This is a genomic window from Castellaniella ginsengisoli (genome assembly GCF_040955415.1).
In the GTDB taxonomy this organism is placed as follows: domain Bacteria; phylum Pseudomonadota; class Gammaproteobacteria; order Burkholderiales; family Burkholderiaceae_B; genus Castellaniella; species Castellaniella ginsengisoli.
Genome location: NZ_CP158257.1, coordinates 169316 through 192575, shown reverse-complemented (window position 1 = coordinate 192575; position 23260 = coordinate 169316). Strand labels below are relative to the sequence as shown.

The 23260-nt window shown below is 65.2% G+C and carries 25 protein-coding genes and 1 pseudogene; 19 read left to right on the top strand and 7 right to left on the bottom strand.

Annotated features, from left to right (window positions below):
- The first annotated feature begins 120 nt into the window (after positions 1 to 120).
- Complete coding sequence (locus ABRZ00_RS00950; RefSeq protein WP_368641452.1) at positions 121 to 837, top strand: CoA pyrophosphatase; 717 nt, start codon at positions 121 to 123, stop codon at positions 835 to 837.
- A 163-nt stretch (positions 838 to 1000) separates the two neighbouring features.
- Here the strand turns inward: ABRZ00_RS00950 and ABRZ00_RS00945 are convergent, their stop codons facing one another.
- The 5 genes from ABRZ00_RS00945 to ABRZ00_RS00925 all read right to left on the bottom strand — a co-directional run bounded on the left by ABRZ00_RS00945 (position 1001) and on the right by ABRZ00_RS00925 (position 5498).
- Positions 1001 to 1753, bottom strand: a complete 753-nt coding sequence (locus ABRZ00_RS00945) for an SDR family NAD(P)-dependent oxidoreductase (protein WP_368641453.1) — start codon at positions 1751 to 1753, stop codon at positions 1001 to 1003.
- 60 nt (positions 1754 to 1813) lie between these two features.
- Complete coding sequence (locus ABRZ00_RS00940) at positions 1814 to 2272, bottom strand: carboxymuconolactone decarboxylase family protein (protein ID WP_368641454.1); 459 nt, start codon at positions 2270 to 2272, stop codon at positions 1814 to 1816.
- Positions 2273 to 2364: 92 nt separating this feature from the next.
- Positions 2365 to 3270 carry an RNA polymerase sigma-70 factor gene (locus ABRZ00_RS00935; RefSeq protein WP_368641455.1) on the bottom strand — a complete coding sequence of 302 codons (906 nt, stop codon included), beginning with the start codon at positions 3268 to 3270 and terminating at the stop codon, positions 2365 to 2367.
- Between the two features lie 91 nt (positions 3271 to 3361).
- Complete coding sequence (gene rsgA / locus ABRZ00_RS00930) at positions 3362 to 4261, bottom strand: ribosome small subunit-dependent GTPase A (protein WP_368641456.1); 900 nt, start codon at positions 4259 to 4261, stop codon at positions 3362 to 3364.
- The gene (locus ABRZ00_RS00925; protein ID WP_343835671.1) at positions 4254 to 5498 is read right to left on the bottom strand and encodes a M48 family metallopeptidase; all 1245 of its coding nucleotides are present in this window, start codon (positions 5496 to 5498) and stop codon (positions 4254 to 4256) included. The genes rsgA and ABRZ00_RS00925 overlap by 8 nt, the downstream gene beginning before the upstream one ends.
- A 55-nt stretch (positions 5499 to 5553) precedes the next feature.
- Between ABRZ00_RS00925 and orn the strand changes: the two genes are divergently transcribed.
- The 5 genes from orn to pgsA all read left to right on the top strand — a co-directional run bounded on the left by orn (position 5554) and on the right by pgsA (position 10104).
- On the top strand, positions 5554 to 6099 hold the full coding sequence (orn, locus tag ABRZ00_RS00920; RefSeq protein ID WP_343835669.1) for an oligoribonuclease: 546 nt from the start codon (positions 5554 to 5556) through the stop codon (positions 6097 to 6099).
- A gap of 64 nt (positions 6100 to 6163) precedes the next feature.
- Positions 6164 to 6601, top strand: coding sequence for a holo-ACP synthase (acpS, locus tag ABRZ00_RS00915; protein WP_368641457.1), 438 nt, complete (start codon positions 6164 to 6166; stop codon positions 6599 to 6601).
- Positions 6598 to 7674 (top strand): beta-N-acetylhexosaminidase, encoded by a 1077-nt coding sequence (gene nagZ, locus ABRZ00_RS00910; protein ID WP_343835667.1) that lies wholly within the window; start codon positions 6598 to 6600, stop codon positions 7672 to 7674. Before acpS ends, nagZ begins: the two co-directional genes overlap by 4 nt.
- A complete protein-coding gene (uvrC, locus tag ABRZ00_RS00905) occupies positions 7637 to 9460 on the top strand; it encodes an excinuclease ABC subunit UvrC (RefSeq protein ID WP_368641458.1) in 1824 nt (607 codons plus the stop codon). The genes nagZ and uvrC overlap by 38 nt, the downstream gene beginning before the upstream one ends.
- Positions 9461 to 9534: 74 nt before the next feature.
- Entirely contained in the window at positions 9535 to 10104 is a 570-nt protein-coding gene (pgsA, locus tag ABRZ00_RS00900) for a CDP-diacylglycerol--glycerol-3-phosphate 3-phosphatidyltransferase (protein WP_368641459.1), read from the top strand.
- Positions 10105 to 10117: 13 nt separating this feature from the next.
- Here pgsA and queF read toward each other — a convergent pair whose 3' ends face one another.
- On the bottom strand, positions 10118 to 10948 hold the full coding sequence (gene queF / locus ABRZ00_RS00895; protein ID WP_343835662.1) for an NADPH-dependent 7-cyano-7-deazaguanine reductase QueF: 831 nt from the start codon (positions 10946 to 10948) through the stop codon (positions 10118 to 10120).
- 319 nt (positions 10949 to 11267) lie between these two features.
- On the opposite strand from queF, the gene aceA reads away from it, so the two are divergent.
- The 10 genes from aceA to ABRZ00_RS00845 all read left to right on the top strand — a co-directional run bounded on the left by aceA (position 11268) and on the right by ABRZ00_RS00845 (position 19511).
- A complete protein-coding gene (aceA, locus tag ABRZ00_RS00890) occupies positions 11268 to 12587 on the top strand; it encodes an isocitrate lyase (RefSeq protein WP_343835661.1) in 1320 nt (439 codons plus the stop codon).
- Positions 12588 to 12940: 353 nt separating this feature from the next.
- A complete protein-coding gene (locus ABRZ00_RS00885) occupies positions 12941 to 13891 on the top strand; it encodes a hypothetical protein (RefSeq protein ID WP_343835658.1) in 951 nt (316 codons plus the stop codon).
- Positions 13892 to 13899: 8 nt separating this feature from the next.
- The gene (ccoS, locus tag ABRZ00_RS00880) at positions 13900 to 14061 is read left to right on the top strand and encodes a cbb3-type cytochrome oxidase assembly protein CcoS (protein WP_368641460.1); all 162 of its coding nucleotides are present in this window, start codon (positions 13900 to 13902) and stop codon (positions 14059 to 14061) included.
- 87 nt (positions 14062 to 14148) lie between these two features.
- Positions 14149 to 15630, top strand: coding sequence for a cytochrome-c oxidase, cbb3-type subunit I (gene ccoN, locus ABRZ00_RS00875; protein WP_368641461.1), 1482 nt, complete (start codon positions 14149 to 14151; stop codon positions 15628 to 15630).
- A gap of 10 nt (positions 15631 to 15640) precedes the next feature.
- On the top strand, positions 15641 to 16300 hold the full coding sequence (gene ccoO / locus ABRZ00_RS00870) for a cytochrome-c oxidase, cbb3-type subunit II (protein ID WP_368641462.1): 660 nt from the start codon (positions 15641 to 15643) through the stop codon (positions 16298 to 16300).
- Between the two features lies 1 nt (position 16301).
- Positions 16302 to 16478, top strand: a complete 177-nt coding sequence (locus ABRZ00_RS00865; RefSeq protein WP_343835652.1) for a CcoQ/FixQ family Cbb3-type cytochrome c oxidase assembly chaperone — start codon at positions 16302 to 16304, stop codon at positions 16476 to 16478.
- On the top strand, positions 16471 to 17373 hold the full coding sequence (gene ccoP, locus ABRZ00_RS00860; protein ID WP_368641463.1) for a cytochrome-c oxidase, cbb3-type subunit III: 903 nt from the start codon (positions 16471 to 16473) through the stop codon (positions 17371 to 17373). The genes ABRZ00_RS00865 and ccoP overlap by 8 nt, the downstream gene beginning before the upstream one ends.
- A 114-nt stretch (positions 17374 to 17487) precedes the next feature.
- Positions 17488 to 18993 (top strand): cytochrome c oxidase accessory protein CcoG, encoded by a 1506-nt coding sequence (ccoG, locus tag ABRZ00_RS00855; protein ID WP_343835650.1) that lies wholly within the window; start codon positions 17488 to 17490, stop codon positions 18991 to 18993.
- 12 nt (positions 18994 to 19005) lie between these two features.
- Positions 19006 to 19230: a hypothetical protein gene (locus ABRZ00_RS00850; RefSeq protein ID WP_343835649.1), complete on the top strand. Its 225-nt coding sequence runs from the start codon at positions 19006 to 19008 to the stop codon at positions 19228 to 19230.
- Positions 19231 to 19259: 29 nt separating this feature from the next.
- On the top strand, positions 19260 to 19511 hold the full coding sequence (locus ABRZ00_RS00845; protein WP_343835647.1) for a hypothetical protein: 252 nt from the start codon (positions 19260 to 19262) through the stop codon (positions 19509 to 19511).
- Positions 19512 to 19571: 60 nt separating this feature from the next.
- Here ABRZ00_RS00845 and ABRZ00_RS00840 read toward each other — a convergent pair whose 3' ends face one another.
- Positions 19572 to 20249 carry a helix-turn-helix domain-containing protein gene (locus ABRZ00_RS00840; protein WP_343835646.1) on the bottom strand — a complete coding sequence of 226 codons (678 nt, stop codon included), beginning with the start codon at positions 20247 to 20249 and terminating at the stop codon, positions 19572 to 19574.
- Between the two features lie 354 nt (positions 20250 to 20603).
- Here ABRZ00_RS00840 and nirK point away from each other — a divergent pair, with 354 nt between their 5' ends.
- The 3 genes and pseudogenes from nirK to ectA form a co-directional block, all read left to right on the top strand.
- A complete protein-coding gene (gene nirK / locus ABRZ00_RS00835) occupies positions 20604 to 22004 on the top strand; it encodes a copper-containing nitrite reductase (RefSeq protein ID WP_368641464.1) in 1401 nt (466 codons plus the stop codon).
- A gap of 162 nt (positions 22005 to 22166) precedes the next feature.
- Entirely contained in the window at positions 22167 to 22703 is a 537-nt protein-coding gene (locus tag ABRZ00_RS00830; RefSeq protein ID WP_343835644.1) for a MarR family transcriptional regulator, read from the top strand.
- Positions 22700 to 23197 (top strand): annotated as a pseudogene (gene ectA / locus ABRZ00_RS00825) (diaminobutyrate acetyltransferase); the annotation flags it as partial. The gene ABRZ00_RS00830 and the pseudogene ectA, both read left to right, overlap by 4 nt.
- Positions 23198 to 23260 lie beyond the last annotated feature (63 nt).

Here is a 23260-nt window from a genome sequence, read left to right as displayed (position 1 = left end):
TCATCCCAAGGCACCCGTTTCGGGTGCCTTGTTTTTTGCCCGCACAATCCGCTTGCGCGGGGATTTGATCATCGGGATGCCATGTCGTATCGGATGCCGGCCCCGGACAGGGATCGTATCGTGAATTTCGATCCCCAGGTCCAACCTGTTCTGCCCAGCGCGCCCCTGCCGCCGCTGCCGCCGGAATGCCTGCGGCTGGATGCCATCCGCCAGGCGTTCCGGCATCCAGTCGATTGGCGGGTCGAGCCGCTGTTTGCCCAGTCTTTTGTCCCGGGCGGCGATTCCTATGCCCGTGCGCGTCAGGCTGCGGTCCTGATGCCGCTGGTTCAGCGGGATACCGGATTGCACGTGCTGTTTACCCGCCGCGCGGCGCATCTGCATCATCATGCGGGGCAGATCAGCTTTCCGGGCGGGCGCATTGAAACCTCGGACCGCGATCCGGTCGCTGCGGCCTTGCGCGAAACGCAGGAGGAAATCGGCGTCGAACAGCGCTTCATCCAGGTCATCGGTACGCAGCCAACGCTGCTGACCACGACGCATTTCCTGATGACGCCCGTGATTGGAGAACTGCTGCCCGGCTTTCATCTCCATCCCGACGAGGCCGAGGTCGCCGAGGTCTTCGAGGTGCCCCTGGCGGTTCTGATGAACCCCGACAGGCACGTCTTGCACCAGATGGCGACTTCCCTGGGCCATGGGCGATGCTATTTTGCCATTCGCTGGCAATCCTATTTCATCTGGGGGGCCACGGCGATTCTGGTCCGCAATCTCTACCACTTCCTGGCGGCGGCGCAAGGCATCGCGGCCCCGGGCGCCGCCGCCCAGGGCAAAGTGGGATAAGCTCCGGCCTCGAACGCCCGCCCGTACCGCCCTGAGCGGCAGGTTCTGAATCGGGGCCGGCCCGCCGGTGGGCCGGCGGAGCGGGGGATTTGCTCCCGTCCCCGGCCCGCGCCGCCAGGGGCGTGGCGGGCTGAGTGTCGCTGGCGTTGCGACCGGTTCGGACTCAGGTCACGTCCAGGCCGCCATCGATGCAGAGGACCTGGCCGGTGACCCAGGCGGCCCCTGGCGCAGCCAGCGACACGATCCAGGGGGCGACATCCTCCGGCTCGCCGCGCCGGCCCATGGGGATCCTGGCGCGTTCGTCGGCTTTGACGGTCTCGATCTGCTCGGGTGTCAGTTTCATCCGCTCTTCCAGGAAGCGGGTTTCGGTCGGCCCGGCGGCGACCGCGTTGACGCGGATGCCGTCGGCCGCAAGCTCCAGCGCCCAGCAGCGAGTCATGTGCTCCAGCGCCGCCTTGCTGGCGGCATAGTGCGAGAGCCCGGCGGCGGCCTTGTGGCCGAAGGTGCTCGAGATGTTGATGATGGTCCCGCCCGCCGCCTTCAGATGGGGCAGGGCGGCGCGCGTCAGCAGCGACGGGCCGATGACGTTGGTGGCGAAGAGGGCGGCGATGTGGCTGGCGCTGGCTTGCGCCAACGGCAGGATGGCGCCGGCGCCGGCGTTGTTGACCAGAACGTCCAGCCGCCCCCAGCGCTGGATGGCGGTGTCGATGGTGCGTTGCGCATCGGCTTCGCTGGACGCATCCGCGACGATGTAGTCGATGCCGGAGGCCTGGCGGGCGGCGGCGGCGAGGCGCGCCTCGTTCCTGCCGGTGATGATTGTCCGGGTGCCAGCGGCGGCAAAAGCCTTGGCCGCCGCCAGGCCGATACCGGCGCCTGCACCGGTGATGAGCGCAATCCGGGGTGTGGTTGCCTGCATGAAGATATCCAATGAAAAGGAGGGCGCATGCCCTCCGGGAAACAGCCGGTGGGGCTGCGTTCAGTCGAGCGGCTTGGCGGAGACGGGGGCGCGCATGCCGATGGCCATCCGGTTCCAGGCGTTGATGGCGGCGATCGCCCAGCAGAGCTCGACGATTTCCTGCTCGTCGAATTGAGACTGAAGCGCCGCGAAGTCGGCATCCCGGTCGCTGTGATGATCAGCCAGGCGGGTCATGGACTCGGCCCAGTTCAGCGCCGCCCGTTCGCGGGCGTCATACAAGTCGGTCTCGCGCCAGGTCGAGAGGCTGTTGATGCGTTGCCAGGTTTCACCCTGTTTGCGTAGATCGCGCGCGTGCATGTCCAGGCAGAAAGCGCAGCCGTTGATCTGCGACACGCGGGTCTGGACCAGATCCAGCAGGATCGGGCCCAAGGTGGAGCCGGAGAGGGTGGCGTTGACGCCGGCCATGGCCTTGTAGGCCTTGGGCGCGATGTCCGTCCAGTTCAGGCGGGGTTGCGACATGAAATCACCTCGAGTGAAAGTTGAAGGGTTCACACTCAAGACGAATGGCGTTGCCGTGTTGTGACGGCCTGCGAAAAAAGAACGGAACGGTCTCAGACCGGCACGCTCAGCTCGCACCCCAGGGCGCGGGCGAGCCCGGCCAGCTTCTCGGGGTTGCGCTGCGCGTGGATGCGGGTGATGCGTGTGCCATCGGTTTCCAGGTATTGCGCGGATTCCAGCTTGCCGTCGATGAAGCGCAGCAGCCGCCATTGCCCTCCGGCAAGGGCGACTTCACAGCGGACCTGGCCGCGGTAACGCAGGCAGGTTGCGAGGTAGAGCTGCGCAATGCGTTGTCCACCCAGCAGCGGCACGCCGAAACTGGCGACTTTGCCGCCGCCGTCGCCCACCAGTTGGGCGTCGGCCGCCAGCACCGACTTGAGCGCCGTGAAGTCGCCTGTTGAGGCGGCCTGCGCAAAGGCCCGCAGCAGCTTGTGTTGTGTCTCGGGGGCCACGGCCGCCGGTTTGCGCTCGTCCTTCAAGCGGATCCGGGCGCGGTGGACCAGTTGGCGGCAAGCCGCTTCGGTCCGGTCCAACACCCGGGCGATCTCGCCGTAGTCTTCGTCGAATACATCCCGCAGCAGGAAGGCGGCCCGCGCCTCGGGCGCAAGCCGCTCCAGGACGGCCAGCAAAGCGTAGGAGACGTCGTGGGCGTGTTCCAGCGCCTGTTCGGGCGAAGGCGCGGCATCGGCCAGATCCGTCAGATCGGGCTCTGGCAGCCAGGCGCCGATGTAGTGCTCCCGCCGGGACTTGACGGACCGGAGCCGGTCAATGGACAGCCGGGTCGTGACGGAAACCAGCCAGGCCTCGATATTGGCCAGGGTGGCGTGGTCCGCCGCATGCCATTTCAGCCAGGCATCCTGAACCACGTCCTCGGCCTCGGCCCAGGAGCCGAGCATGCGGTAGGCAATACGCTGCAGGCGGGGGCGGTGATGGTTGAAGGTGAGGGTTGCGTCGCTCATGTCGGCATCCAGACGGTCGTGGCCCCCATTTTGTGACAATCCGGGCCGCCAGGATAGGCTGGCGGGCTGGAAAAAAATGCCGGGGGAGCGGCTAATATCGCCGCGCGGCCTCGTTTTCCGCCAGGATGCGTCTGTAAAGGGCGTGGCGTTCCGGGCGCACGTCTCCGCGCTCGACGGCCGCCAGCACGCCGCAGCCCGGCTCATGGCGGTGGGTGCAGTTGTAGAAGCGGCACTCGGAGATCGGCGCCGCGAACTCCGGGAAACCCTGCTCGATGTCATGGGCGCTCAAGTGTTGCAGGCCGAAAGCCTGGAAACCCGGCGAATCGATCAGGCCGCCGCCTTCGGGCAAGGGGTAGAGCTGGGTGCGGGTGGTGGTGTGGCGGCCTGTGCCCAGCGCTTCGGAGTGTGCCTGGGTGGCCGCCAGGGCTTCGGGAACCAGGGCGTTGAGCAGGGTGGATTTGCCCATGCCGCTCTGGCCCAGCAGCAGCGTGAGGCGATCCCGCAAGCGGGGGCCCAGGGTGGCTCGAACCTGGCCCGCGTCCAGGGCGCTGAGCAGGACGACGGGCGTGCCCAGCGCCTCGACGGTCGCCAGCCGCGCGCGGGCGGCAGCGGCGCCGGGCAGGTCCGCCTTGTTCAGCACGATGAGCGCCGGCACCCCGGCGCTGGCGGCCGCCACCAGGGCGCGGCCGGTCAGATCGTCGGAGAATTCGGGCTCGCAGGCCAGCACCAGCAGCAATTGGTCGATATTGGCGGCGAATTGCTTGCTGCGCTGGGCGTCGGAGCGGTAGAACAGGTTGCGGCGCGGCAGGATGTCCAGGATGACGCCCTCTTGGTGACCCTCCGGGCGCACGCGCACGTGGTCGCCCACGGCGGGACCGGCCTTTTTGCCGCGCGTATAGCATTGACGCTGGCCGCCGCCATCGATGGCCACGCCGTAATGGCGTCCGTGGACGGCGATGACGCGGCCCTGCAGCGCGGCGGGTTCAGCCATCGCGCAAGTGCGCGATGCGCACGGGGGCCGGCGGGTGGCTGTCGTACCAGGCGGAATGGATCGGATCCGGCGTCAGCGTGGCGGCGTTGTCGTCGTAGAGCTTGACCAGCGCGCTGGAAAGGGGGGCCGGGCCGCATTGCCGCACGGCATAGCGGTCGGCCTGGAATTCATCGCGCCGCGACAGCAGGCTGGCGATCGGCGTGGACCAGAACGTCAGTACTGGCAAGGCCAGCATGAACAACACCAGGGCCAAGCCGTCGTTGGGCCGCCCCAACTGCGGGATGACGCCCAGCCCGGTGTAGAACCAGAGCTGGGTGGACAGCCAGGCAAGCAGGTGCAGCAGCACGCCGGCCGTCACGAAGCTGATGATGATGCGGCGCAGGATATGACGGTGGGCGAAGTGGCCCAGTTCGTGAGCCAGGACGGCCTCGACCTCGTCGGTGTTCAGTCGCGAGAGCAGCGTGTCGAAGAACACGATGCGCCGATGACGGCCGAAACCGGTGAAATAGGCGTTGCCGTGGGCCGACCTGCGCGAGCCATCCATGACGAACAGGCCCGACAGATTGAAACGGCACCGCTTGGCCAGAGCGTGGATGCGTTCGCCCAGTTCAGGGTCGTCCAGCGGGACGAAGCGGTTGAACAGCGGGGCGATGAAGCTTGGATACAGCCACAGGACCAGCAGGTTGAAACCGACCCACAGGCCCCAGGCCCACCAGGCCCAATCGGTGCCGGCCGAATCCATGATCCACAGGATGGCGGCCAGCAGCGGCGCACCCAGCGCCAGGGTGAGGACCAGCATCTTGATCGCATCGCTCAGGAACAGCCGGGGCGTCATGCGGTTGAAACCGAAACGGGCTTCCAGGCGGAAGGTGCGCCAGGCGGAAAAGGCCAGCCCGACGGCGCCCAGCAGGGCCAGCACCACGCCGACCAGCGCCATCTGGCGCCAGAGCTCCGATTCGATCAGGCGCCCCAGGGTCAGGTCCAGCGCCTGCAGGCCGCCCAGCAGGGTCAGGCCCAGCAGGACGGCGGCCTCGACGATGCGTTCGATCATGACCAACTGGCAGCGGGCCACGGTGTAGTCGGCGGCGCGCTGGTGGCTGTGCAAACCGATGCGGTCGGCGAAGACGGCCGGGACCGCGTCGCGATGCGCGAGCACATGGCGGATCTGACGGCGCGCCAGCCAGTGGCGCAGAAGCAGGTCGCCTACGAGGCAGGCGAGAAACAGGTAGGTCAGCATGTCCGTCCGGCCAATGTGCGAAAATCGGTGCTTTGCAAGCAAAGGATTATAGGATATGGCTGCGAACGATCAGCGCCTGATCTGGCTGGACATGGAAATGTCGGGCCTGGACCCTGAAAAGGAGCGCATCCTGGAAATTGCCATGGTGGTCACCGAGCCTGACCTGACGCCGGTGGCGCAGGCGCCGGTGCTGGTGATCCACCAGGATGCCGCCGTGCTGGATGGCATGGACAAATGGAACCAGTCCACCCATGGCAAGAGCGGCCTGATCGAGAAGGTCAAGGCCTCGACCCTGACCGAATCGGCGGCAGAAGATATCCTGCTGGAATTCCTGGCCCCCCTGGTGCCGGCCGGCAAGTCGCCGATGTGCGGCAATACCATCGGCCAGGACCGCCGCTTCATGGTCAAGTACATGCCCCGGCTGGAAGCCTACTTCCACTATCGCAACCTGGATGTCAGCACCCTGAAAGAGCTGTCCCTGCGCTGGAAGCCCGAGGTCTACCGCAGCTTCGTCAAGGCCAGCAAGCACGAGGCGTTGGCCGACATCCAGGAATCGATCGACGAGCTCAAGCACTACCGGGAGCATTTCATCCGGTTGTGATGAGCGCCGGGCCGCCCGCAGTTGCCCGGATGTCGCGTCATCACCGTTTTTTCGGAGTCCTTCCGTGTTCACTGGAGCCATTGCCGGCATCGGCACCGACCTGCTGCGGGTCGAGCGCGTCGAGCGCATCTATTCGCGGCACGGCGGGCGTTTCGTCCATCGTATTCTGGGGGCGGACGAACAGCTTGTGCATCATCGCCGTCAGGCGCGCGATCCGCGCCGGGGCGTTCTCTACCTGGCGACGCGCTTTGCCGCCAAGGAAGCTTTCTCCAAGGCCATCGGACTGGGCATCCACATGCCCATGACCTGGTCGAGAGTGCAGATCCTGAACCGGCCCGGCGGGGCGCCCGAAATCCGTTTGTCCGGCCCGCTGGCCGACTGGTATGCCGCCCGTTTCGGAAGGGCGCACGTCTCCATGACCGACGAGGCCGACATGGTGGCGGCCTTCGTCGTGATCGAAGCGCTGCCCGCCGGGCCGCACTCCAAGGAAAACACAGCATGACTCTGCAACCGCACGCGCATTCCGGTGACCGCGCTCCCCTGCCGCCCGGGCCCGTCATGGTCGACGTGGCCGGATTCGAGCTGACCGACGCCGAACGCAGCCGTCTGCGTCATCCTCAGGTGGGCGGCGTGATCCTGTTCGCGCGCAATTTTTCCGACCGCGCCCAACTGACATCCCTGTGCGCCGCGATCCATGAGGCCCGGGACGAACCCCTGCTGATCGCCGTGGATCATGAGGGCGGCCGGGTACAGCGTTTTCGCGCCGATGGCTTCACGCCCTTGCCGGCCATGCGGATCTTCGGGCACTGGTATGACCGCGACCCCCAGGCGGCCCTGCGCGCCGCCACCGAGACCGGCTTCGTGCTGGCCAGCGAATTGCGGGCGTGCGGCGTGGACTTCAGCTTCACGCCCGTGCTGGACCTGGACTATGGCGTCAGCGAGGTGATCGGCAACCGGGCGTTGCACGAGGATCCCGCCGTCGTGGCCTTGCTGGCCCGCGCGCTCGTTCAGGGGCTGTCCCAGGCAGGCATGGCGGCGTGCGGCAAGCACTTCCCCGGCCATGGCGCGGTGGCGGCCGATTCCCACCTGGCGATTCCCGTGGATGAGCGGCCGCTGGACGAGATCCTGGAGGCGGATGCGGCGCCGTATCGCTGGCTGGGCGACCTGGCGCTGCCCGCCGTGATGCCGGCCCACGTCATCTATCCTCAGGTGGCGCCCGAGCCGGCCGGATTCTCGCGCCGCTGGGTGACCGACATCCTGCGTGGCCGCTTCGAATACGACGGTGTCGTGTTTTCCGACGATCTCACCATGGAAGGCGCCAGCGTGGCCGGCGACATCCGCGCCCGGGCGCTGGCCGCGCTGGAGGCCGGCTGCGACATGGTGCTGGTCTGCAACCGCCCCGACCTGGCCGACGAGCTGCTGGCGGCGCTCGCAGGCCGTCCCCTGGATCTCCAGGCTGCGCGCCGCATCCGGCGGTTGATGCCGTCCCGGCCCGCATCCGACTGGACCGGGCTGCTGTCCGATCCGAGGTATCTCCGTGCCCGAAGCCTTCGATCTGAAAACCTTTCTATCTGACCTGCCGCATCTTCCGGGGGTCTACCGCCACCTCGATGCGCAGGGCGAAGTCCTGTATGTCGGCAAGGCGCGCGACCTGAAACGCCGCGTCAGTTCGTATTTTCAGAAATCGGGCCACGGGCCGCGCATCGAGCACATGCTGGCGCGCGTGGCGCGCACCGAGATCACGGTCACGCGCACCGAGGCCGAGGCCCTGATCCTGGAAAACAACCTGATCAAGCGTCTCAAGCCCCGCTACAACATTCTCTTCCGGGACGACAAGTCCTATCCCTATCTGCACATCACCGCGCACGAGGCTCCGCGCATCGTGTATTACCGCGGCAGCACCCATGGTCCGGGCCGCTTCTTCGGCCCTTACCCCAACTCCTGGGCGGTGCGCGAGACCATCCAGATCCTGCAAAAGGTCTTCCGCCTGCGCACCTGCGAGGACAGCGTCTACGCACACCGCACGCGGCCGTGCCTGCTGTACCAGATCGGCCGCTGTTCGGCCCCTTGCGTCAATCTGATCTCGCTGGAAGACTATCGGGCCGACGTCGAGCGCGCCATCCGCTTCCTGGAGGGCCGGGCGAGCGAAGTGCTGGAGGATATCGAGCGGCGCATGGCCGCCGCCGCCGCGCGGCAGGATTTCGAGCAGGCCGCCGCGCTGCGCGACCAGATGCGCGCGTTGGCGAAAGTCCTGCAGCAGCAGACCATGGAACAGGTCGGCGACGACAGCGCCGACATCATCGCGGTCGAGATGGGCGGGGGGCGCGTGTGCGTCAATCTGGCGATGGTGCGGGCGGGACGGCACCTGGGCGACAAGCCGCTGTTCCCCACCCAGGCGCAGGATGAATCCGCCGAGGAAGTGCTGAGCGCCTTCGTGGCCCAGCATTACGCGGACAATCCGGCTCCGCCCGTGCTGGTGTGTTCGCATGCGCTGTCCGACCCCGATCTGATTCCGCTGCTGGTCGAGCAGCACGGCCACCGCATCCGCGTGCTGACCCGCCCGCAAGGCACGCGCCGCGCCTGGCTGGAGCAGGCGCAGCGCAACGCCCGGATGGCGCTGGCGCAGCGTTTGTCCGAGTCCAGCGCGCGCGAGGCGCGCACGCGGGCGCTGGCGGTGGAACTGGACCTGGATACGGACGACGAAGCGCTCGAAGCGCTGCACATCGAGTGTTTCGACATCAGCCATACGGCGGGCGAGGCCACCCAGGCGTCCTGTGTGGTCTACCGCCATCATGCCATGCAACCCTCTTTGTACCGGCGCTTCAACATCGCAGGCATCCAGCCGGGCGACGATTACGCCGCCATGCGCCAGGCACTGACGCGGCGCTACACGCGGGTGGCCGACGGCGAGGCCGAACTGCCAGACGTGGTGCTGATCGACGGCGGCGAAGGCCAGGTCGGGGTGGCGCGCCAGGTCTTCGTCGAGCTGGGGCTGGACGTCAGCCGGATCGTCGGCGTGAAGAAAGGCGACCATCGCAAGGTCGGCCTGGAAACCCTGGTCTTCGTCGATGGCCGTCCTTCCGTCGCGCTGGGAGTCGAATCCGCCACTCTGATGCTGGTGGCGCAGATCCGCGACGAGGCGCACCGTTTCGCCATCACCGGCATGCGCGCCAAGCGGGCCAAGGCCCGCAACGTCTCGCGCCTGGAGGATATCGAGGGGGTGGGCAAGCAGCGGCGCCAGAACCTGCTGGCGCGCTTTGGCGGCTTCAGCGGGGTGGTGGATGCCAGCATCGATGAACTGCGCAGCGTCGAGGGAATCTCCGCGGCGCTGGCCGAGCGCATCTATCATGCGCTCAGATGAACGCACCCCGCCGCGGGCTCTTCGGCCCATGCATTGCGCGGCGGAGGCGCCCTTGGGGTAGTATTACGCCTATCATGCCGTTCAATATCCCCATCGCCCTCACCTGGCTGCGCATCGCCATGATCCCCCTGATCGTGGGCTTGTACTACCTGCCCGATGCATGGACCGCATCCGGCTGGCGGGATTGCGCGGCAGCCATCGCCTTCATCGTGGCCGCCGTCACCGACTGGCTCGATGGCTGGCTGGCGCGGCGCTGGAACCAGACCTCGGCCTTCGGCGCATTCCTGGATCCGGTGGCCGACAAGCTGATGGTCTGCGCAGCGCTGCTGATCCTGCTGGATCTGGGCCGCGTCGACTCCCTGATCGCTCTGGTCATCATCGGCCGCGAGATCGCCATTTCCGCCTTGCGCGAATGGATGGCAAAAATCGGCGCCAGCAGCAGCGTGGCCGTCCATTGGCTGGGCAAATTCAAGACCGCCGCGCAGATGATCGCCATCCCCTGCCTGTTGTACTGGCAGCCGCTGGAAGGTGTCTCCACGCGCGTCGTCGGCTCCGTGCTGATCGTGATCGCAGCCATCCTGACGGTCTGGTCGATGTGCTACTACCTGAAAAAAGCCTGGCCCGAAATTCGCGCCAGAGCGTGAGCCGGCTGCGGCTTCACTGCCGCAGCGTGCGCGTCTGGCCGATCTCGGCCGGCAGGTGGTTGGCCCGCCAGGGGTTGATGTCCAGCCCTCCGCGCCGGGTATAGCGCGCGTAGACCAGCAATTCTTCCGGCGCGCAGCGCTGCATGATTTCCCCGTAGATCTTTTCCACGCACAGTTCGTGGAATTCCTGGTGGCGGCGCAGCGACACGATATAGCGCAGCAGCCCCGCGTGGTCGATGCGCGGGCCGGCGTAACGAATCTGCAGGCTGGCCCAGTCGGGTTGCCCGGTGACGGGACAATTCGATTTCAGCAATTCCGACACCAGGATTTCCCGCACGAAAGGGGCGGGCTGCGACAGGGTCAGGCGGTCGGGGCAGGGCGTCTGATCCGGCTCGAATTCCAGATCCTGGTCGTCCAGGCAGGTGCCGCGCAATGGCGCGCAACTGAGTTCAAAGGCCGGCCGCACAGACAGGATCTCTACGTGCACGGGCTTGCCGCAGGCGCGGGACAGGTCCGTGTGCAGACGCTGACGGACGATGTCCGCGTATTCAAAGCGTTCTTCGTTGTAGCTGTTCAGATAGAGCTTGAGCGACTTGGATTCGATCAGGTTGGGACTGTCCATGGGGACGGTGAAGCGCCCGATCGCAGCGACCGGCTTGCCCTTGGCGTTCAGCCAGGACAGCTCATAGGCGTTCCAGATATCGGCGCCGTGGGAGGCCTGGGGGAGATCCAGACCGGCGCGTGTCTCGGTTCGGGCAATCGGAAACAGCAGGGTCGGATCGTACTGCGCCGAACCCGGCGTGGCGCGTCCCAGGGGGCTGGCGGAAAGGGAATCGGGGTGCATGGCGTGGCAGAAAGGGCAAGAAGGCGGGCTGTCCGGCGTAGGGGGCCTTCATTCTACCGCCGACGTGGCTGCCGGCCGGGGGTTTTCCACATCATGGTGTTTTCATTTCATGATATGAAAATAAAATGTTGCGCTGCGTGTTTCCGGGTTTCATAACTGGAAATTTAATTTCATAACATGGAATAGAAAATATAAATCTTTGATTTTAAAAATGAATATTTTCTATCTTATATAAGATAGAAGTCATGTGTGCGGTGCATCATCGGCGTAGACTGTCTTTCATCGATGATTCATTTTCTTCTTTCTCAGGAGCACCATCATGACCTCTCGCGAAACCGAAGTGCGCAATCTTCAACGCAGTTGGGCCGAGGACGCCCGCTGGCAAGGCATCAAGCGGGGCTACAGCGCCGACGAGGTGGTGCGGCTGCGTGGTTCCGTGATGGTGGAGCATACGCTGGCGCGTCGCGGCGCCGAACGGCTGTGGGATCTGCTGCACACCGAGGATTTCGTCAACGCGCTGGGCGCGCTGACCGGCAACCAGGCCATGCAGCAAGTCAAGGCCGGCCTGAAGGCCATCTACCTGTCGGGCTGGCAAGTGGCGGGGGACGCCAACATCGCCGGAGAAATGTACCCCGATCAGTCGCTGTATCCGGCCAATTCCGTGCCCAGCGTGGTCAAGCGCATCAATAATTCGTTGACGCGCTGCGACCAGATCCAGTGGATGGAAGGCAAGAACCCGGGCGATGAAGGCTACATCGATTACTACGCGCCCATCGTGGCCGATGCCGAAGCCGGCTTCGGCGGTGTGCTCAACGCCTTCGAGCTGATGAAGTCCATGATCGAGGCGGGCGCCGCCGGCGTGCACTTCGAGGACCAACTGGCGTCTGTGAAGAAATGCGGCCACATGGGCGGCAAGGTGCTGGTGCCCACCCGCGAGGCCGTGGCCAAGCTGGTGTCGGCCCGCCTGGCGGCCGACGTGCTGAATGTGCCGACGCTGCTGGTGGCGCGCACCGACGCCGAGGCCGCCGATCTGCTGACCAGCAATATCGACGAAAACGATGCGCCCTTCGTGACCGGCGAGCGCACTGTGGAGGGGTTCTACCGCACCCGCGCCGGGCTGGATCAGGCGATTTCCCGCGGCCTGGCCTACGCGCCCTATGCCGACCTGATCTGGTGCGAGACTTCCACGCCGAACCTGGAATACGCGCGCAAGTTCGCCGAGGCCATCCACCGCCAGTTCCCCGGCAAGATGCTGGCCTACAACTGCTCGCCGTCGTTCAACTGGAAGAAGAACCTGGACGACGCCACGGTGGCCAAGTTCCAGCGCGAATTGGGCGCCATGGGCTACAAATTCCAGTTCATCACGCTGGCCGGCTTCCACGCGCTGAACTACGGCATGTTCGAGCTTGCCCATGGCTATGCCCGCACGCAGATGAGCGCGTTCGTCGAGTTGCAGCAGAAGGAATTCGCCGCCGCCGACAAGGGCTTCACCGCCGTCAAGCACCAGCGCGAAGTGGGCGTGGGCTATTTCGATGCGGTGACGCAGACCATCGAGGGCGGCCAGTCGTCCACGACCGCGCTGGCGGGCTCGACCGAGGAAGCCCAGTTCGACCAGGCGGACGCCACCCAGGCGGCTTGATCGCGACAGAGTGAGAGAGGCACAGGGAGGCGTCCAGGCGCTCCCCTGTGGTGTGCTTTCGGGAAGGCAATGATTGCCTTCCCGTTTTTTTTGCGCCAGTGCAGAAGGCGCCGCCGGTTTCATCCAGGTGGATCAAGCGTACCCAGCTTGCATCGGTCAGGCCCGCCTGGGCCGGGTGCGCATCGAGCGGGTCACGCCAACGCCAGGCCAGCAAGGCAAAACGGATGCCGAATCGCGCCCAGGGATAGGCCCAGTATCCATTTGCCCCCTGGAGGGATCGGGTTCTCCCCGAACCGGCCTGAGTTTTGATCTGCATCAAGGTTGGCGGGACGCGCCCTGGCTATAGTCCTCTCATGCGCACGCCTTCCCTTTTTACGCCGCCGCCGAACATGACCGACGCCATGCGCCGGACACGGCGGCACATGCTCGCCCGCACCGGGCTGGCCTGGCTGGTGATGATGCAGGTGATGATGCTGGCCTTCCCGGGCTATCTGCGCCACGGCGCGCGCGCGCCCGAGGCCCAGCAATCCCTGGAGCAGGCCATCGTGCTGATGAATTGGCTCAGCCTGATTCTATGCGTGCCGTTGATCCTGTACTGTGCCTGGCCGGTGTGGCGAGGCGCCTGGCGCGCCTTGTCGCAGCGGTGCATCGGCATGGACGTGCCCGTGGCGCTGGGCATTCTCGCCGCCTTCGTGCCCAGTGTCGTCGCCACCTGGCGCGACGCGGGCGAGGTCTATTTCGATTCGGTGTCCATGTTCGTGGCCTTCTTGCTGACGGCCCGCTTCCTGGAAACCTGCGCCCGCCAGGCCGTCAACGGCCAGCCCCACGAAAGCTGGGATGCGGTGCTGCTGCATTCCGCCGACCGCTTGGCCTTCTGGTTCGTCTGCGTGCAGATTCTGCTGGCCATCATGGTCGGCCTGTACTGGTGGGCCGTGCAGCCGGGCCAAGCCGTTGCCGTGACGGTCGCCTTGCTGGTCATGAGCTGTCCCTGTGCGATGTCCATGTCGGTGCCGTCGGCTTTGGCGGCCCGCCATGCGGTCCGCCTGCGCGCGGGCGCGGCGGGGCCGGGCGGTTCCGCGTCGCTGGACAAAGCCACGCGGCGCATCGCGCGCCAGAACCTGTATGGCTCCCTAGCCTGGCATCTGTTGATGGCCCCGCTTGCGGCCATCGGCTGGGTGCAGCCCTGGGTGGCCGCGCTCACCATGCTGTTCTCCTCCCTGGCCGTCGCAGCCAATGCCTGGCGCCTGACGCGCCGGGCAGGCGATGGCGTCGCCAGCGGGCGGGGCGCCGCCCAGCCAGCCTGAGGCCGCTCATGGATGCGCTGTTTCTGCTTTTGCCGATTTCCCTGCTGTTCGTCCTGGGGATCGGCGTGGCGTTCTGGTGGGCGATCTTCGCAGGCCAGTTCGACGACACCCGGGATGCGGCCGCCGCCATCCTGGACGACGACGACCAGGCCCATCCCGGGGCGACTTGACCTGGATCAAGGATGTTTCGGGTCGGGTAGGGGATTATTCAGCTTTTCAAAAATTCATGTCTTAACCTTGTTCTGAGGGGAACGTTTATGGGCACGACCGGTATAGCCGGAACACCGGCCGAAACCTTCAATTACGGTGTCGTCAGGCAGTTCACCATCGCCACGATCTTCTGGGGCGTGGTGGGGATGGCCGTCGGCGTGCTGATTGCGTCGCAACTGATCTGGCCGGAACTGAACTTCAACACCCCGTGGCTCAGCTACGGGCGGTTGCGGCCGCTGCATACCAACGGGGTGATCTTCGCCTTCGGCGGCAGCGCCTTGTTCGCCACGTCCTACTACGTCGTGCAGCGCACCTGTCAGGTGCGCCTGTTCTCCGACAAGCTCGCCGCCTTCACCTTCTGGGGCTGGCAGGCCGTGCTGGTGGGGGCCGTCATCACGCTGCCTCTGGGCTATACCTCGTCTAAGGAATACGCCGAACTCGAATGGCCGATCGACATCCTGATTACTCTGGTCTGGGTGGCCTATGCCATCGTGTTCTTCGGCACCATCGCCAAGCGCCGCGTCCGGCACATCTACGTGGCGAACTGGTTCTTCGGGTCGTATATCCTGACGATCGCCATCCTGCACATCTTCAACAACCTGGCACTGCCGGTGTCGTTGTGGAAGTCCTATTCCGCCTACGCGGGGGTGCAGGACGCCATGGTGCAGTGGTGGTACGGCCACAATGCCGTGGGCTTCTTCCTGACGACCAGCTTCCTGGGCATGATGTATTACTTCGTGCCCAAGCAGGCGGACCGCCCGATCTATTCCTACCGCCTGTCGATCGTGCACTTCTGGGCGCTGGCCTTCACCTACATGTGGGCCGGCCCGCACCACCTGCTGTACACCTCGCTGCCCGACTGGACCCAGTCGCTGGGCATGGCGTTCTCGCTGATCCTGCTGGCGCCGTCCTGGGGCGGGATGATCAACGGCATCATGACGGTTTCGGGCGCCTGGCACAAGCTGCGCACCGACCCGATCCTGAAGTTCCTGGTGGTGGCGCTTTCCTTCTACGGCATGGCGACCTTCGAAGGCTCGATGATGTCCATCCGTACGGTCAATGCGCTGTCGCACTACACCGACTGGACCATCGGTCACGTGCACGCCGGCGCCCTGGGCTGGGTGGCGATGATCACCTTCGGTTCGCTGTATTACCTGATTCCCCGCTTGTACGGCCGCGAAAGCATGGCGCGCCCCGACTACATCAATCTGCACTTCTGGCTGGCCACGCTGGGCGTGGTGCTGTACATCGCCTCGATGTGGATCGCGGGCGTGATGCAGGGCCTGATGTGGCGCGCCACGGGCGAGGACGGCATGCTGACTTACAGCTTCGTCGAAGCAGTCAAGGCCACCTATCCGTTCTACGCCATTCGCATGACCGGCGGTCTGTTCTTCCTGGCGGGCATGGGCCTGATGGCCTGGAACACCTGGCTGACGGTGCGCGGCCAGCCCCGGGTCAATCCGGTGGTGCCCCTGGAAAATCCGGACGCCCGCGCCGTTCCTCAATCCGCCGTGCCGGCATCGGCTTAAGGAGTTGACCATGTCTGGTACCAAGAAGAAACGCTTCTCCCATGAAATGCTGGAGCGCAACGTCGGCCTGCTGATCTTCTTCAGTATCCTGGTCGTGTCGTTCTCCGGCCTGGTGCAGATCATCCCGCTGTTCTTCCAGCATTCCACCACCACGGCGGTGGAAGGCGTCAGGCCCTACGAGGCCCTGCAACTGGTGGGCCGCGATATCTACATCCGCGAAGGCTGCGTGGGCTGCCATTCCCAGCAGATCCGCAAGCTGCAATCCGAAGTCCAGCGCTACGGCCCGTATTCGATCGCGGCCGAATCCGTCTACGACCACCCCTTCCTGTGGGGCTCCAAGCGCACGGGGCCCGACCTGGCCCGCGTCGGCCAGCGCTATTCCGATGAGTGGCACCGCATCCACCTGCGCAATCCGCGCGACGTGGTCAAGGAGTCCAATATGCCGGCCTACCCCTGGCTACAGCGCAACACGCTCGAGGGCGCCGACGTCCAGGAGCGCATGAAGGTGCTGCGCGTGCTGGGCGTGCCCTACACGGATGAGGACATCGCCGCCGCGCCCGAGCAGCTCAAGGGCAAGACCGAGGAGGACGCGATCGTGGCCTACCTGCAGGGCCTGGGTGTGGGCGGGCGCGCCGCCGCGCAGCGGGCCATGACCGACGGAGGACACTGACATGCTCGGCATCATCAACGGGATCATGACCGTGCTGGGGATGGCGACCTTCATCGGCATCGTGTGGTGGGCCTGGTCGACGCATCGCGCCGAGGCCAACCGGCAGGCGGCGATGCTGCCTTTCGCCTTGCCCGAGGAATATCAGAAAGACAAGAATACCGGGGAATCAAATGAGTGATTTCGTCAGCAGTTTCTGGAGCTATTACATCGCGGTCATCGCCCTGGGCGGCATCGCCTGGTGCGTGTACCTGCTGTTCTCGCAGCGTGCCTGGCTCAAGCGCGACGTCGGGCAGGTCGAGAATACCGGCCACGTCTGGGACGGCGACCTGACCGAACTGAACAACCCCGTGCCGCGCTGGTGGACGGTGATGTACCTGCTGTTGTGCGTCTTTGCTCTGGGCTACCTGTTCCTGTACCCGGGGCTGGGCAGTTGGCAGGGGACGCTGGGCTTTACGGCCGGCAAGCAGGTCCTGCAGGAGCAGGAGGCGCTCAACGCGCGCATCCAGCCCGTGTACGAGCGCTTCCGCGACATGCCGATCCCCGAGATCGCGCACGACACCCAGGCCCAGGACATCGGCCAGCGCCTGTTCCTGAACAACTGTGCCCAGTGCCACGGGTCGGACGCCAAGGGCAGCCGCGGCTTTCCCAACCTGGCCGATGACGACTGGCTCTACGGCGGAGAGCCGGAGCAGATCCAGCAGTCCATCACGGAAGGCCGCCACGGCGTGATGCCGGCCTGGGGCGCGGTGATCAAGCCCGACGAGGCCTCCGCCATCGCCCAGTACGTTCGTTCTCTGTCGGGCCTGGCCCATGATCCGCTGCGGGTCAATGCCGGCAAACGCGGGTTCGAAACCTACTGCGTGGCGTGCCACGGCATCGACGGCAAGGGGAACCAGGCGCTGGGCGCCCCGAACCTGGCCGACGACGTCTGGCTCTACGGCAGTTCCGAAGCCTCCATCGTCGAGGCCATCCTGAATGGCCGCGACAACCAGATGCCCGCCCAGAAGCAGAATCTGACCCCCGAGCAGATCCGCTTGCTGACGGCCTGGGTCTGGGGGCTGTCCAACCGCTAGGCCGCCGCCAGAAGTGAAAGCAGCCGGCCGGTCCCGTAGCGGGGCCGGCCGACCGTTCCATCCAATCCATAAGGGCCTGTCACACAGACCAGTTACCGACGGACAGAGGACACCATGCAGAAGGAACCCCCCCAGCAGGCCGAAGCGCAGGCGTCTCAGGACGCACCGGCCTGGCAGCCCGTGCGCCGGATACGCAAGGGTTCGGGGGGCGGCACCTCGCCCCAGGTGGAAAAAGCGCTTGCCGAGGTCCGCTCGAAAATCTATCCCCGGTCGGTCCAGGGGAATTTCGCGCGCATCCGCGTGCTGATGGTGTTCCTGACGCAATTGATCTTCTACGGCCTGCCCTGGATCGAATGGAATGGGCGCCAGGCCGTGCTGTTCGACCTCGGGGCGCGCAAGTTCTATCTGTTCGGCATGGTGTTGTGGCCCCAGGACGTGATCTACCTGGCGGTACTGCTGGTGCTGTCGGCCTTTGCCTTGTTCCTGTTCACGGCCATGGCGGGGCGCCTGTTTTGCGGCTATGCCTGTCCGCAGACGGTCTACACGGAACTGTTCATGTGGATCGAAGCCAAGGTCGAAGGCGACCGCCTGGCCCGCATCCGTCTGGATGAACAGCCCTGGAACGCCCGCAAGCTGCGCCTCAAGGCGACCAAGCATTTCCTGTGGGTCATCCTGGCCTTGTGGACAGGCTATACCTTCATTGGCTATTTCGCGCCGATCCGCGACCTGGGCGCGCATCTGCTGGCCTTCGATCTGGGGCCCTGGCAGTGGTTCTGGATGCTGTTCTACGCCTTCGCCACCTGGGGCAACGCCGGCTTCATGCGCGAAGCCGTCTGCAAGTACATGTGCCCCTACGCGCGTTTCCAGAGCGTCATGGTGGACGACGATACCTTTGTCGTGACCTACGACCACGTGCGCGGCGAGCCGCGCGGCGGGCGTTCGCGCAAGGTCGATCACAAAGAAGCCGGCATGGGCGACTGCGTGGATTGCAGCCTGTGCGTGCAGGTCTGCCCGACCGGCATCGACATTCGCGACGGCCTGCAGTACATGTGCATCGGCTGCGGGGCCTGCGTGGACGCCTGCGACACGGTGATGGACAAAATGGGTTACGAGCGCGGCCTGATCCGCTATACGTCGGGCAACGCCATCACCGAACGGCTGAGCCAGCCTCAGGTGCGGCGGCGCATGCTGCGCCCCCGCGTCCTGGCCTATTCGGCCCTGCTGGGCGCCATCGCCATTGCATTCGTGTTTTCGCTGGCCACGCGCACCACCTTGCGGGTGGATGTGATTCGAGATCGGGGCGCGCTGGGGCGCGAAGTCGCCGGCGGCCTGATCGAGAACGTCTACCGGCTGCAGATCATCAATTCCGACGAGTCGCCGGTCGAGCTGGACTTGCGCGCCACGGGCGTGCCCGGCCTGGTGCTGCGGACCGCCGACCAGGGGGCCACTCAGGTGCGGGTCGAGGGTTCGGCCAACCGGCTGGTGCCGGTGGTGCTGCAGGCCCCCGCCGACGGACTGAAGCCGGGCTTGTACGACATCCAGTTCGAAACCACCGGCACGCGCGATTCGGGTGATTCCGCTTCAGTGATCGAACAATCCAGCTTCTACGTGCCACACTAGGGAGAGCGCACCATGACTTCACAGACACGCGATACCGAAGGCCTGTCCGAGGGCCAGCCCTGGTGGCGGCATCGCTGGCCCTGGTTACTGATCCTGGGGCCCGCCGTGGCGGTGGTCGGTTGCATCATCACGATCGTGCTGGCGTTCCAGTCCTACGGGGATCAGGCTATCATCGATGGCGGGGTCCGCCAGGGTCTGGTCGTGGCCCCGCCGGCCGCTTCGGGGGCGCAGCGCTGAGTTTTCACCATACCTACGGGAGACAGGCTTTGCACGCACGCAATCTGATGTGGATACTGTGGCCGTCCTTCCTCATGGCGGGGGGCGCGAGCGCGATCGTGTTCGCGCTGATCGATCCCCTGGACGTCGTGTTCCTGGGGCATCTGCAGGCCAGCCGCCTGACGGTATATACCGCGGGCTTCTTTCTCTTCTGGATCATGGCGGCCCTGTCCAGCGCGCTGACGCTGCGCATCGCCCCCCGCGGAGTCGAACTGGACGAATTCGGCGATCCGGTCGAATAGGGCGCGGCCCGGGCGCCGGGCCCTATTCGATGCCTCTTGCGGCGCCGGTTTTGCAGCCCGCTAGCTGCAATCCGTGCCCGAGAGGGTCTGCAGTCCGGACATGTCCAGGATGTGCACTTCGCGCTGCTGGACCCGGATCAGGCCTTCCCGGGCGAACCGCGAGAACAGCCGGCTGACGGTTTCCAGGGTCAGGCCCAGGAAATTGCCGATTTCCTCGCGGCTCATGCGCAAGATGAATTCATAGGGCGAATAGCCTAGTATCTGAAGCCGCTGCGACAGATTCAGCAGGAAGGCCGCCAGGCGCTGTTCCGAGCGCAGGCTGCCCAATGCCAGCAGCAACTGGTGGGAGCGGCTGATTTCCTTGCTCATCAAGCGGCGCAACTGGCGCTGCAGGGAGGGCAGTTGGGGGGCGAGCTGGTCCATTTCGTCCAGACGGATGATGCAGACCTCGGAGTCCTCGAGAGCGATGGCATGGGAAACCTGCCGCTCGTTCATCAGGCCGTCCAAGCCCAGCACCTCGCCGGGCAGCAGAAAGCCGGTGATCTGGACCTGACCGTTGGCGTCTTCGATCTGGGTCTTGATCGAACCCGACCGCAGGCCGAAGACCGCTTCGGCCGCATCGCCCTGGCGATACAGCGTGCCCCCTTTGGGGAGGCGGAAACGCTCTTTGAGCAGTTCGTCCATCTTGACCACATCCTGGCGCGACATGCCCAGTGGCAGGCAGATGGCGTTCAGCATGCAGGTGGAACATCGCGTCGACTCAGGGTCAACAGGAATGCGCCTGGGTGCGTTGGTCCTGCGGATCGGCCCGGAGGAAGGAGGGTCAGCCAGCAAAATGAGAACCTGCCAAAAAAATGAGTTCCAGGGAAAGGCCCCTGATCTCGTGAGGGATTATAAGTTCTTTGCCGGAACATTTGGGGTCTGGACTATTCTTTTGCGCGTACTTGGGCTCCAAACTTGAGATTTGTCTGTTTTTGGCCGGTTTCTTCGTCTGCGCCGGCGGGGCGGTCCGGGGCGGGTTGACATGGGAGGTCTCTGCCTACATTATCCAAGAAGAAAATATTTCGTCTTCAAATATCGGCAGAGGGAATCATGGGTCTTTTGGGAAGATTGTTCGGCAGCGTGCTGCTGTGCGCGGCCAGTCTTGGACTGACCGGCGCGGCGTGGGGCGCGGACGGCGCCCCGCATGGCGATCAGGGGGTGACGCACATGCCGGACGTCACTTTCACGCTGCGCACATCGATCGCCGGCGGCAAGCTGGTGTTCATTGGCGAACGGGGGGCCATCACCGATCAGGTCAATCCGGACCTGCGAGTGCCCGAGGGGGCGGTGGTGCAGATCAATCTGATCAACGATGACGGCGCCACCCATGACATCGCGGTGCCCGATTTCAATGCGCACTCGGACCATATCTCGGGCAAGGGCGCGGCCACGGCCATCGTGTTCCGGGCCTCGAAGAACGGCACTTTCGAGTATCTGTGCACGCTGCCCGGCCACAAGGCGGCGGGGATGGTCGGCAAGCTGATCGTCGGCGAGCCCTCGAAAGAGGTCAAGGCCCAGGCGCCCCAGATCGCGCATGACCCGAGCCAGGTTGGAACCCCGGTGGGTAAACGAGGGCCGCAGAAGATCACGGTGGACTTGTTGACCACGGAAGTCGAGGGCCGCCTGGGCGACAACAGCACCTACCGGTTCTGGACCTTCAACAACAAGGTGCCCGGGCCGCTCATCCGGGTGCGGGTTGGCGACGACGTCACGATCAACGTGACCAACCCCAAGGACAGCACGCACATCCACTCGATCGACCTGCATGCCGTGACAGGGCCGGGCGGCGGGGCCGACGTGACCCAGGTGCCGCCGGGCCAGACCAAATCCTTCTCCTTCAAGGCGCTGCATCCGGGCCTGTTCGTCTACCACTGCGCCACGCCGATGGTGGCCCAGCACATCACCAACGGCATGTACGGCATGATCCTGGTCGAGCCCGAAGGCGGCCTGTCCAAGGTCGATCATGAGTTCTACGTCATGCAGGGCGAGCTCTATACGGCCCAGGTGCACGGCGCCAGCGGGCTGCAGGAATTCTCGCTGGAAAAGCTGCTGGCCGAGAATCCCGAGCACGTGATGTTCAATGGCTCCATGGATGCGCTCACCAAGGTCTACAGCATGGAATCCAGCGTGGGCGATACGGTGCGGATCTTCTTCGGCGTGGGCGGACCCAACCTGACCTCCAGCTTCCACGTCATCGGCGAAGTCTTCGACCGGGTCTACAACCAGGCCTCGCTGACCAGCAAGCCGCTGACCGACGTGCAGACCACGCTGGTGCCGCCCGGCGGCGCCACCATGGTGGAGTTCAAGACCGACTTCCCGGGCCAGTACGTGCTGGTGGATCACGCGTTGTCCCGGGTGGAAAAGGGCGTGGCCGGTTTCCTGACGGTCAAGGGCAAGGCCGATCCCGCGATCTTCCACAGCGACGAGCCCATGGAAATGCACGGGCATTGATGCCGGCCTGCGCTTCGCAGGCAAGAGCAAGCCCCCGCCGGCATCGCCGCGGGGGCTTTGTCATTGGGGCCTGGGCAAGCGGGGGAGGTTTTCATTGACCGAAATGATTGATGGGCTTATTATTTCAATAGAAATCAATTTTTTTGAGGACATCGATTCATCATGAAGACCGTTACGGGCGAGGATCAGACCTACGATCTGCGCATCCTGCGGGCATTGCGCAAGATCACGCGCGCCGTCGCCCTGCATTCACGCCAATTGTCCGTCTGCAGCCACATCACGGGGCCGCAGCTCGTGTGCCTGCGCACGATCATCGATAAAGGGCCGATGACCGCGACGGTCATCAGCCGCGAGGTTCACGTCAGCGCCAGTACGGTGGTGGGCATCCTCGACCGCCTCGAAGACAAGGGGCTGATCGTTCGCGAACGCGGGCGCGCCGACCGGCGGATCGTTTTTGTCAGCGCTACCGAGGCGGGCCGCAAGCTGGCCCGCGATACGCCTTCCCCGCTGCAGCAGAAGCTGGCTGATTCCCTCAAGGCTTTGCCAGAGCTCGAACAGGCCACCATCACCCTGTCGCTGGAACGTGTCGTCGATCTGATCGAGGCCGATCCCGATCTGCCTTCGGCGGCCGATACTCCTTCCCCGATGCTGGATGTGCCAGTCACCGGGGTGGCGCCCGAATCCGGGCTCGTGGTTTGAAGCGCGACAGCGACCCACTAGAAGACGGCGAGGTTCGTTTCCGGACCCCGTGCCGTGCGGATGGCCAGGCGCTGCATGCGCTGGTGTCCGAATGCCCGCCGCTCGATCTCAACTCCGTCTATCTCTACTTGCTGCTGACGGAGCATTTTTCCCAGACCTGCATCGTGGCCGAAGACGCGCACGGCGTGGCCGGCATGGTGAGCGCTTACCGGCCACCAGGCCGCGAAGGCGTCCTGTTCGTCTGGCAGGTGGCGGTCCACCCGCGTGTGCGCGGGCAAGGCATTGGCCGCCGGATGCTGCGCCTGCTGCTGGCGCGGCATGAATTATCGGGGGTGCGTTGGGTGGAAACCACCGTTGGCCCCCAGAACCAAGCGTCCCGAGGGCTGTTCACGCGGCTGGCGGACGATTTGCGGGCCCCCTTGAAAGAATCGGTGCTGTTCGAACCGGCGCTGTTCGGGGCTCAGACACACGAGCCGGAACCGCTGTTGCGTATCGGCCCGTTTTCCTTGTCGGCAGTGAGCCAAGTTGCTGTCGTCCACTCGAACGTCAACAAGGAG

Bases quoted from the DNA above. Each gene is read 5' to 3' on its own strand.
- ABRZ00_RS00945 (WP_368641453.1), bottom strand. From the start codon at position 1,753: ATGCAGGCAACCACACCCCGGATTGCGCTCATCACCGGTGCAGGCGCC.
- ABRZ00_RS00940 (WP_368641454.1), bottom strand. From the start codon at position 2,272: ATGTCGCAACCCCGCCTGAACTGGACGGACATCGCGCCCAAGGCCTAC.
- ABRZ00_RS00935 (WP_368641455.1), bottom strand. From the start codon at position 3,270: ATGAGCGACGCAACCCTCACCTTCAACCATCACCGCCCCCGCCTGCAG.
- rsgA (WP_368641456.1), bottom strand. From the start codon at position 4,261: ATGGCTGAACCCGCCGCGCTGCAGGGCCGCGTCATCGCCGTCCACGGA.
- ABRZ00_RS00925 (WP_343835671.1), bottom strand. From the start codon at position 5,498: ATGCTGACCTACCTGTTTCTCGCCTGCCTCGTAGGCGACCTGCTTCTG.
- orn (WP_343835669.1), top strand. From the start codon at position 5,554: ATGGCTGCGAACGATCAGCGCCTGATCTGGCTGGACATGGAAATGTCG.
- nagZ (WP_343835667.1), top strand. From the start codon at position 6,598: ATGACTCTGCAACCGCACGCGCATTCCGGTGACCGCGCTCCCCTGCCG.
- pgsA (WP_368641459.1), top strand. From the start codon at position 9,535: ATGCCGTTCAATATCCCCATCGCCCTCACCTGGCTGCGCATCGCCATG.
- queF (WP_343835662.1), bottom strand. From the start codon at position 10,948: ATGCACCCCGATTCCCTTTCCGCCAGCCCCCTGGGACGCGCCACGCCG.
- aceA (WP_343835661.1), top strand. From the start codon at position 11,268: ATGACCTCTCGCGAAACCGAAGTGCGCAATCTTCAACGCAGTTGGGCC.
- ABRZ00_RS00885 (WP_343835658.1), top strand. From the start codon at position 12,941: ATGCGCACGCCTTCCCTTTTTACGCCGCCGCCGAACATGACCGACGCC.
- ccoS (WP_368641460.1), top strand. From the start codon at position 13,900: ATGGATGCGCTGTTTCTGCTTTTGCCGATTTCCCTGCTGTTCGTCCTG.
- ccoN (WP_368641461.1), top strand. From the start codon at position 14,149: ATGGGCACGACCGGTATAGCCGGAACACCGGCCGAAACCTTCAATTAC.
- ccoO (WP_368641462.1), top strand. From the start codon at position 15,641: ATGTCTGGTACCAAGAAGAAACGCTTCTCCCATGAAATGCTGGAGCGC.
- ABRZ00_RS00865 (WP_343835652.1), top strand. From the start codon at position 16,302: ATGCTCGGCATCATCAACGGGATCATGACCGTGCTGGGGATGGCGACC.
- ccoP (WP_368641463.1), top strand. From the start codon at position 16,471: ATGAGTGATTTCGTCAGCAGTTTCTGGAGCTATTACATCGCGGTCATC.
- ccoG (WP_343835650.1), top strand. From the start codon at position 17,488: ATGCAGAAGGAACCCCCCCAGCAGGCCGAAGCGCAGGCGTCTCAGGAC.
- ABRZ00_RS00850 (WP_343835649.1), top strand. From the start codon at position 19,006: ATGACTTCACAGACACGCGATACCGAAGGCCTGTCCGAGGGCCAGCCC.
- ABRZ00_RS00840 (WP_343835646.1), bottom strand. From the start codon at position 20,249: ATGCTGAACGCCATCTGCCTGCCACTGGGCATGTCGCGCCAGGATGTG.
- nirK (WP_368641464.1), top strand. From the start codon at position 20,604: ATGGGTCTTTTGGGAAGATTGTTCGGCAGCGTGCTGCTGTGCGCGGCC.
- ABRZ00_RS00830 (WP_343835644.1), top strand. From the start codon at position 22,167: ATGAAGACCGTTACGGGCGAGGATCAGACCTACGATCTGCGCATCCTG.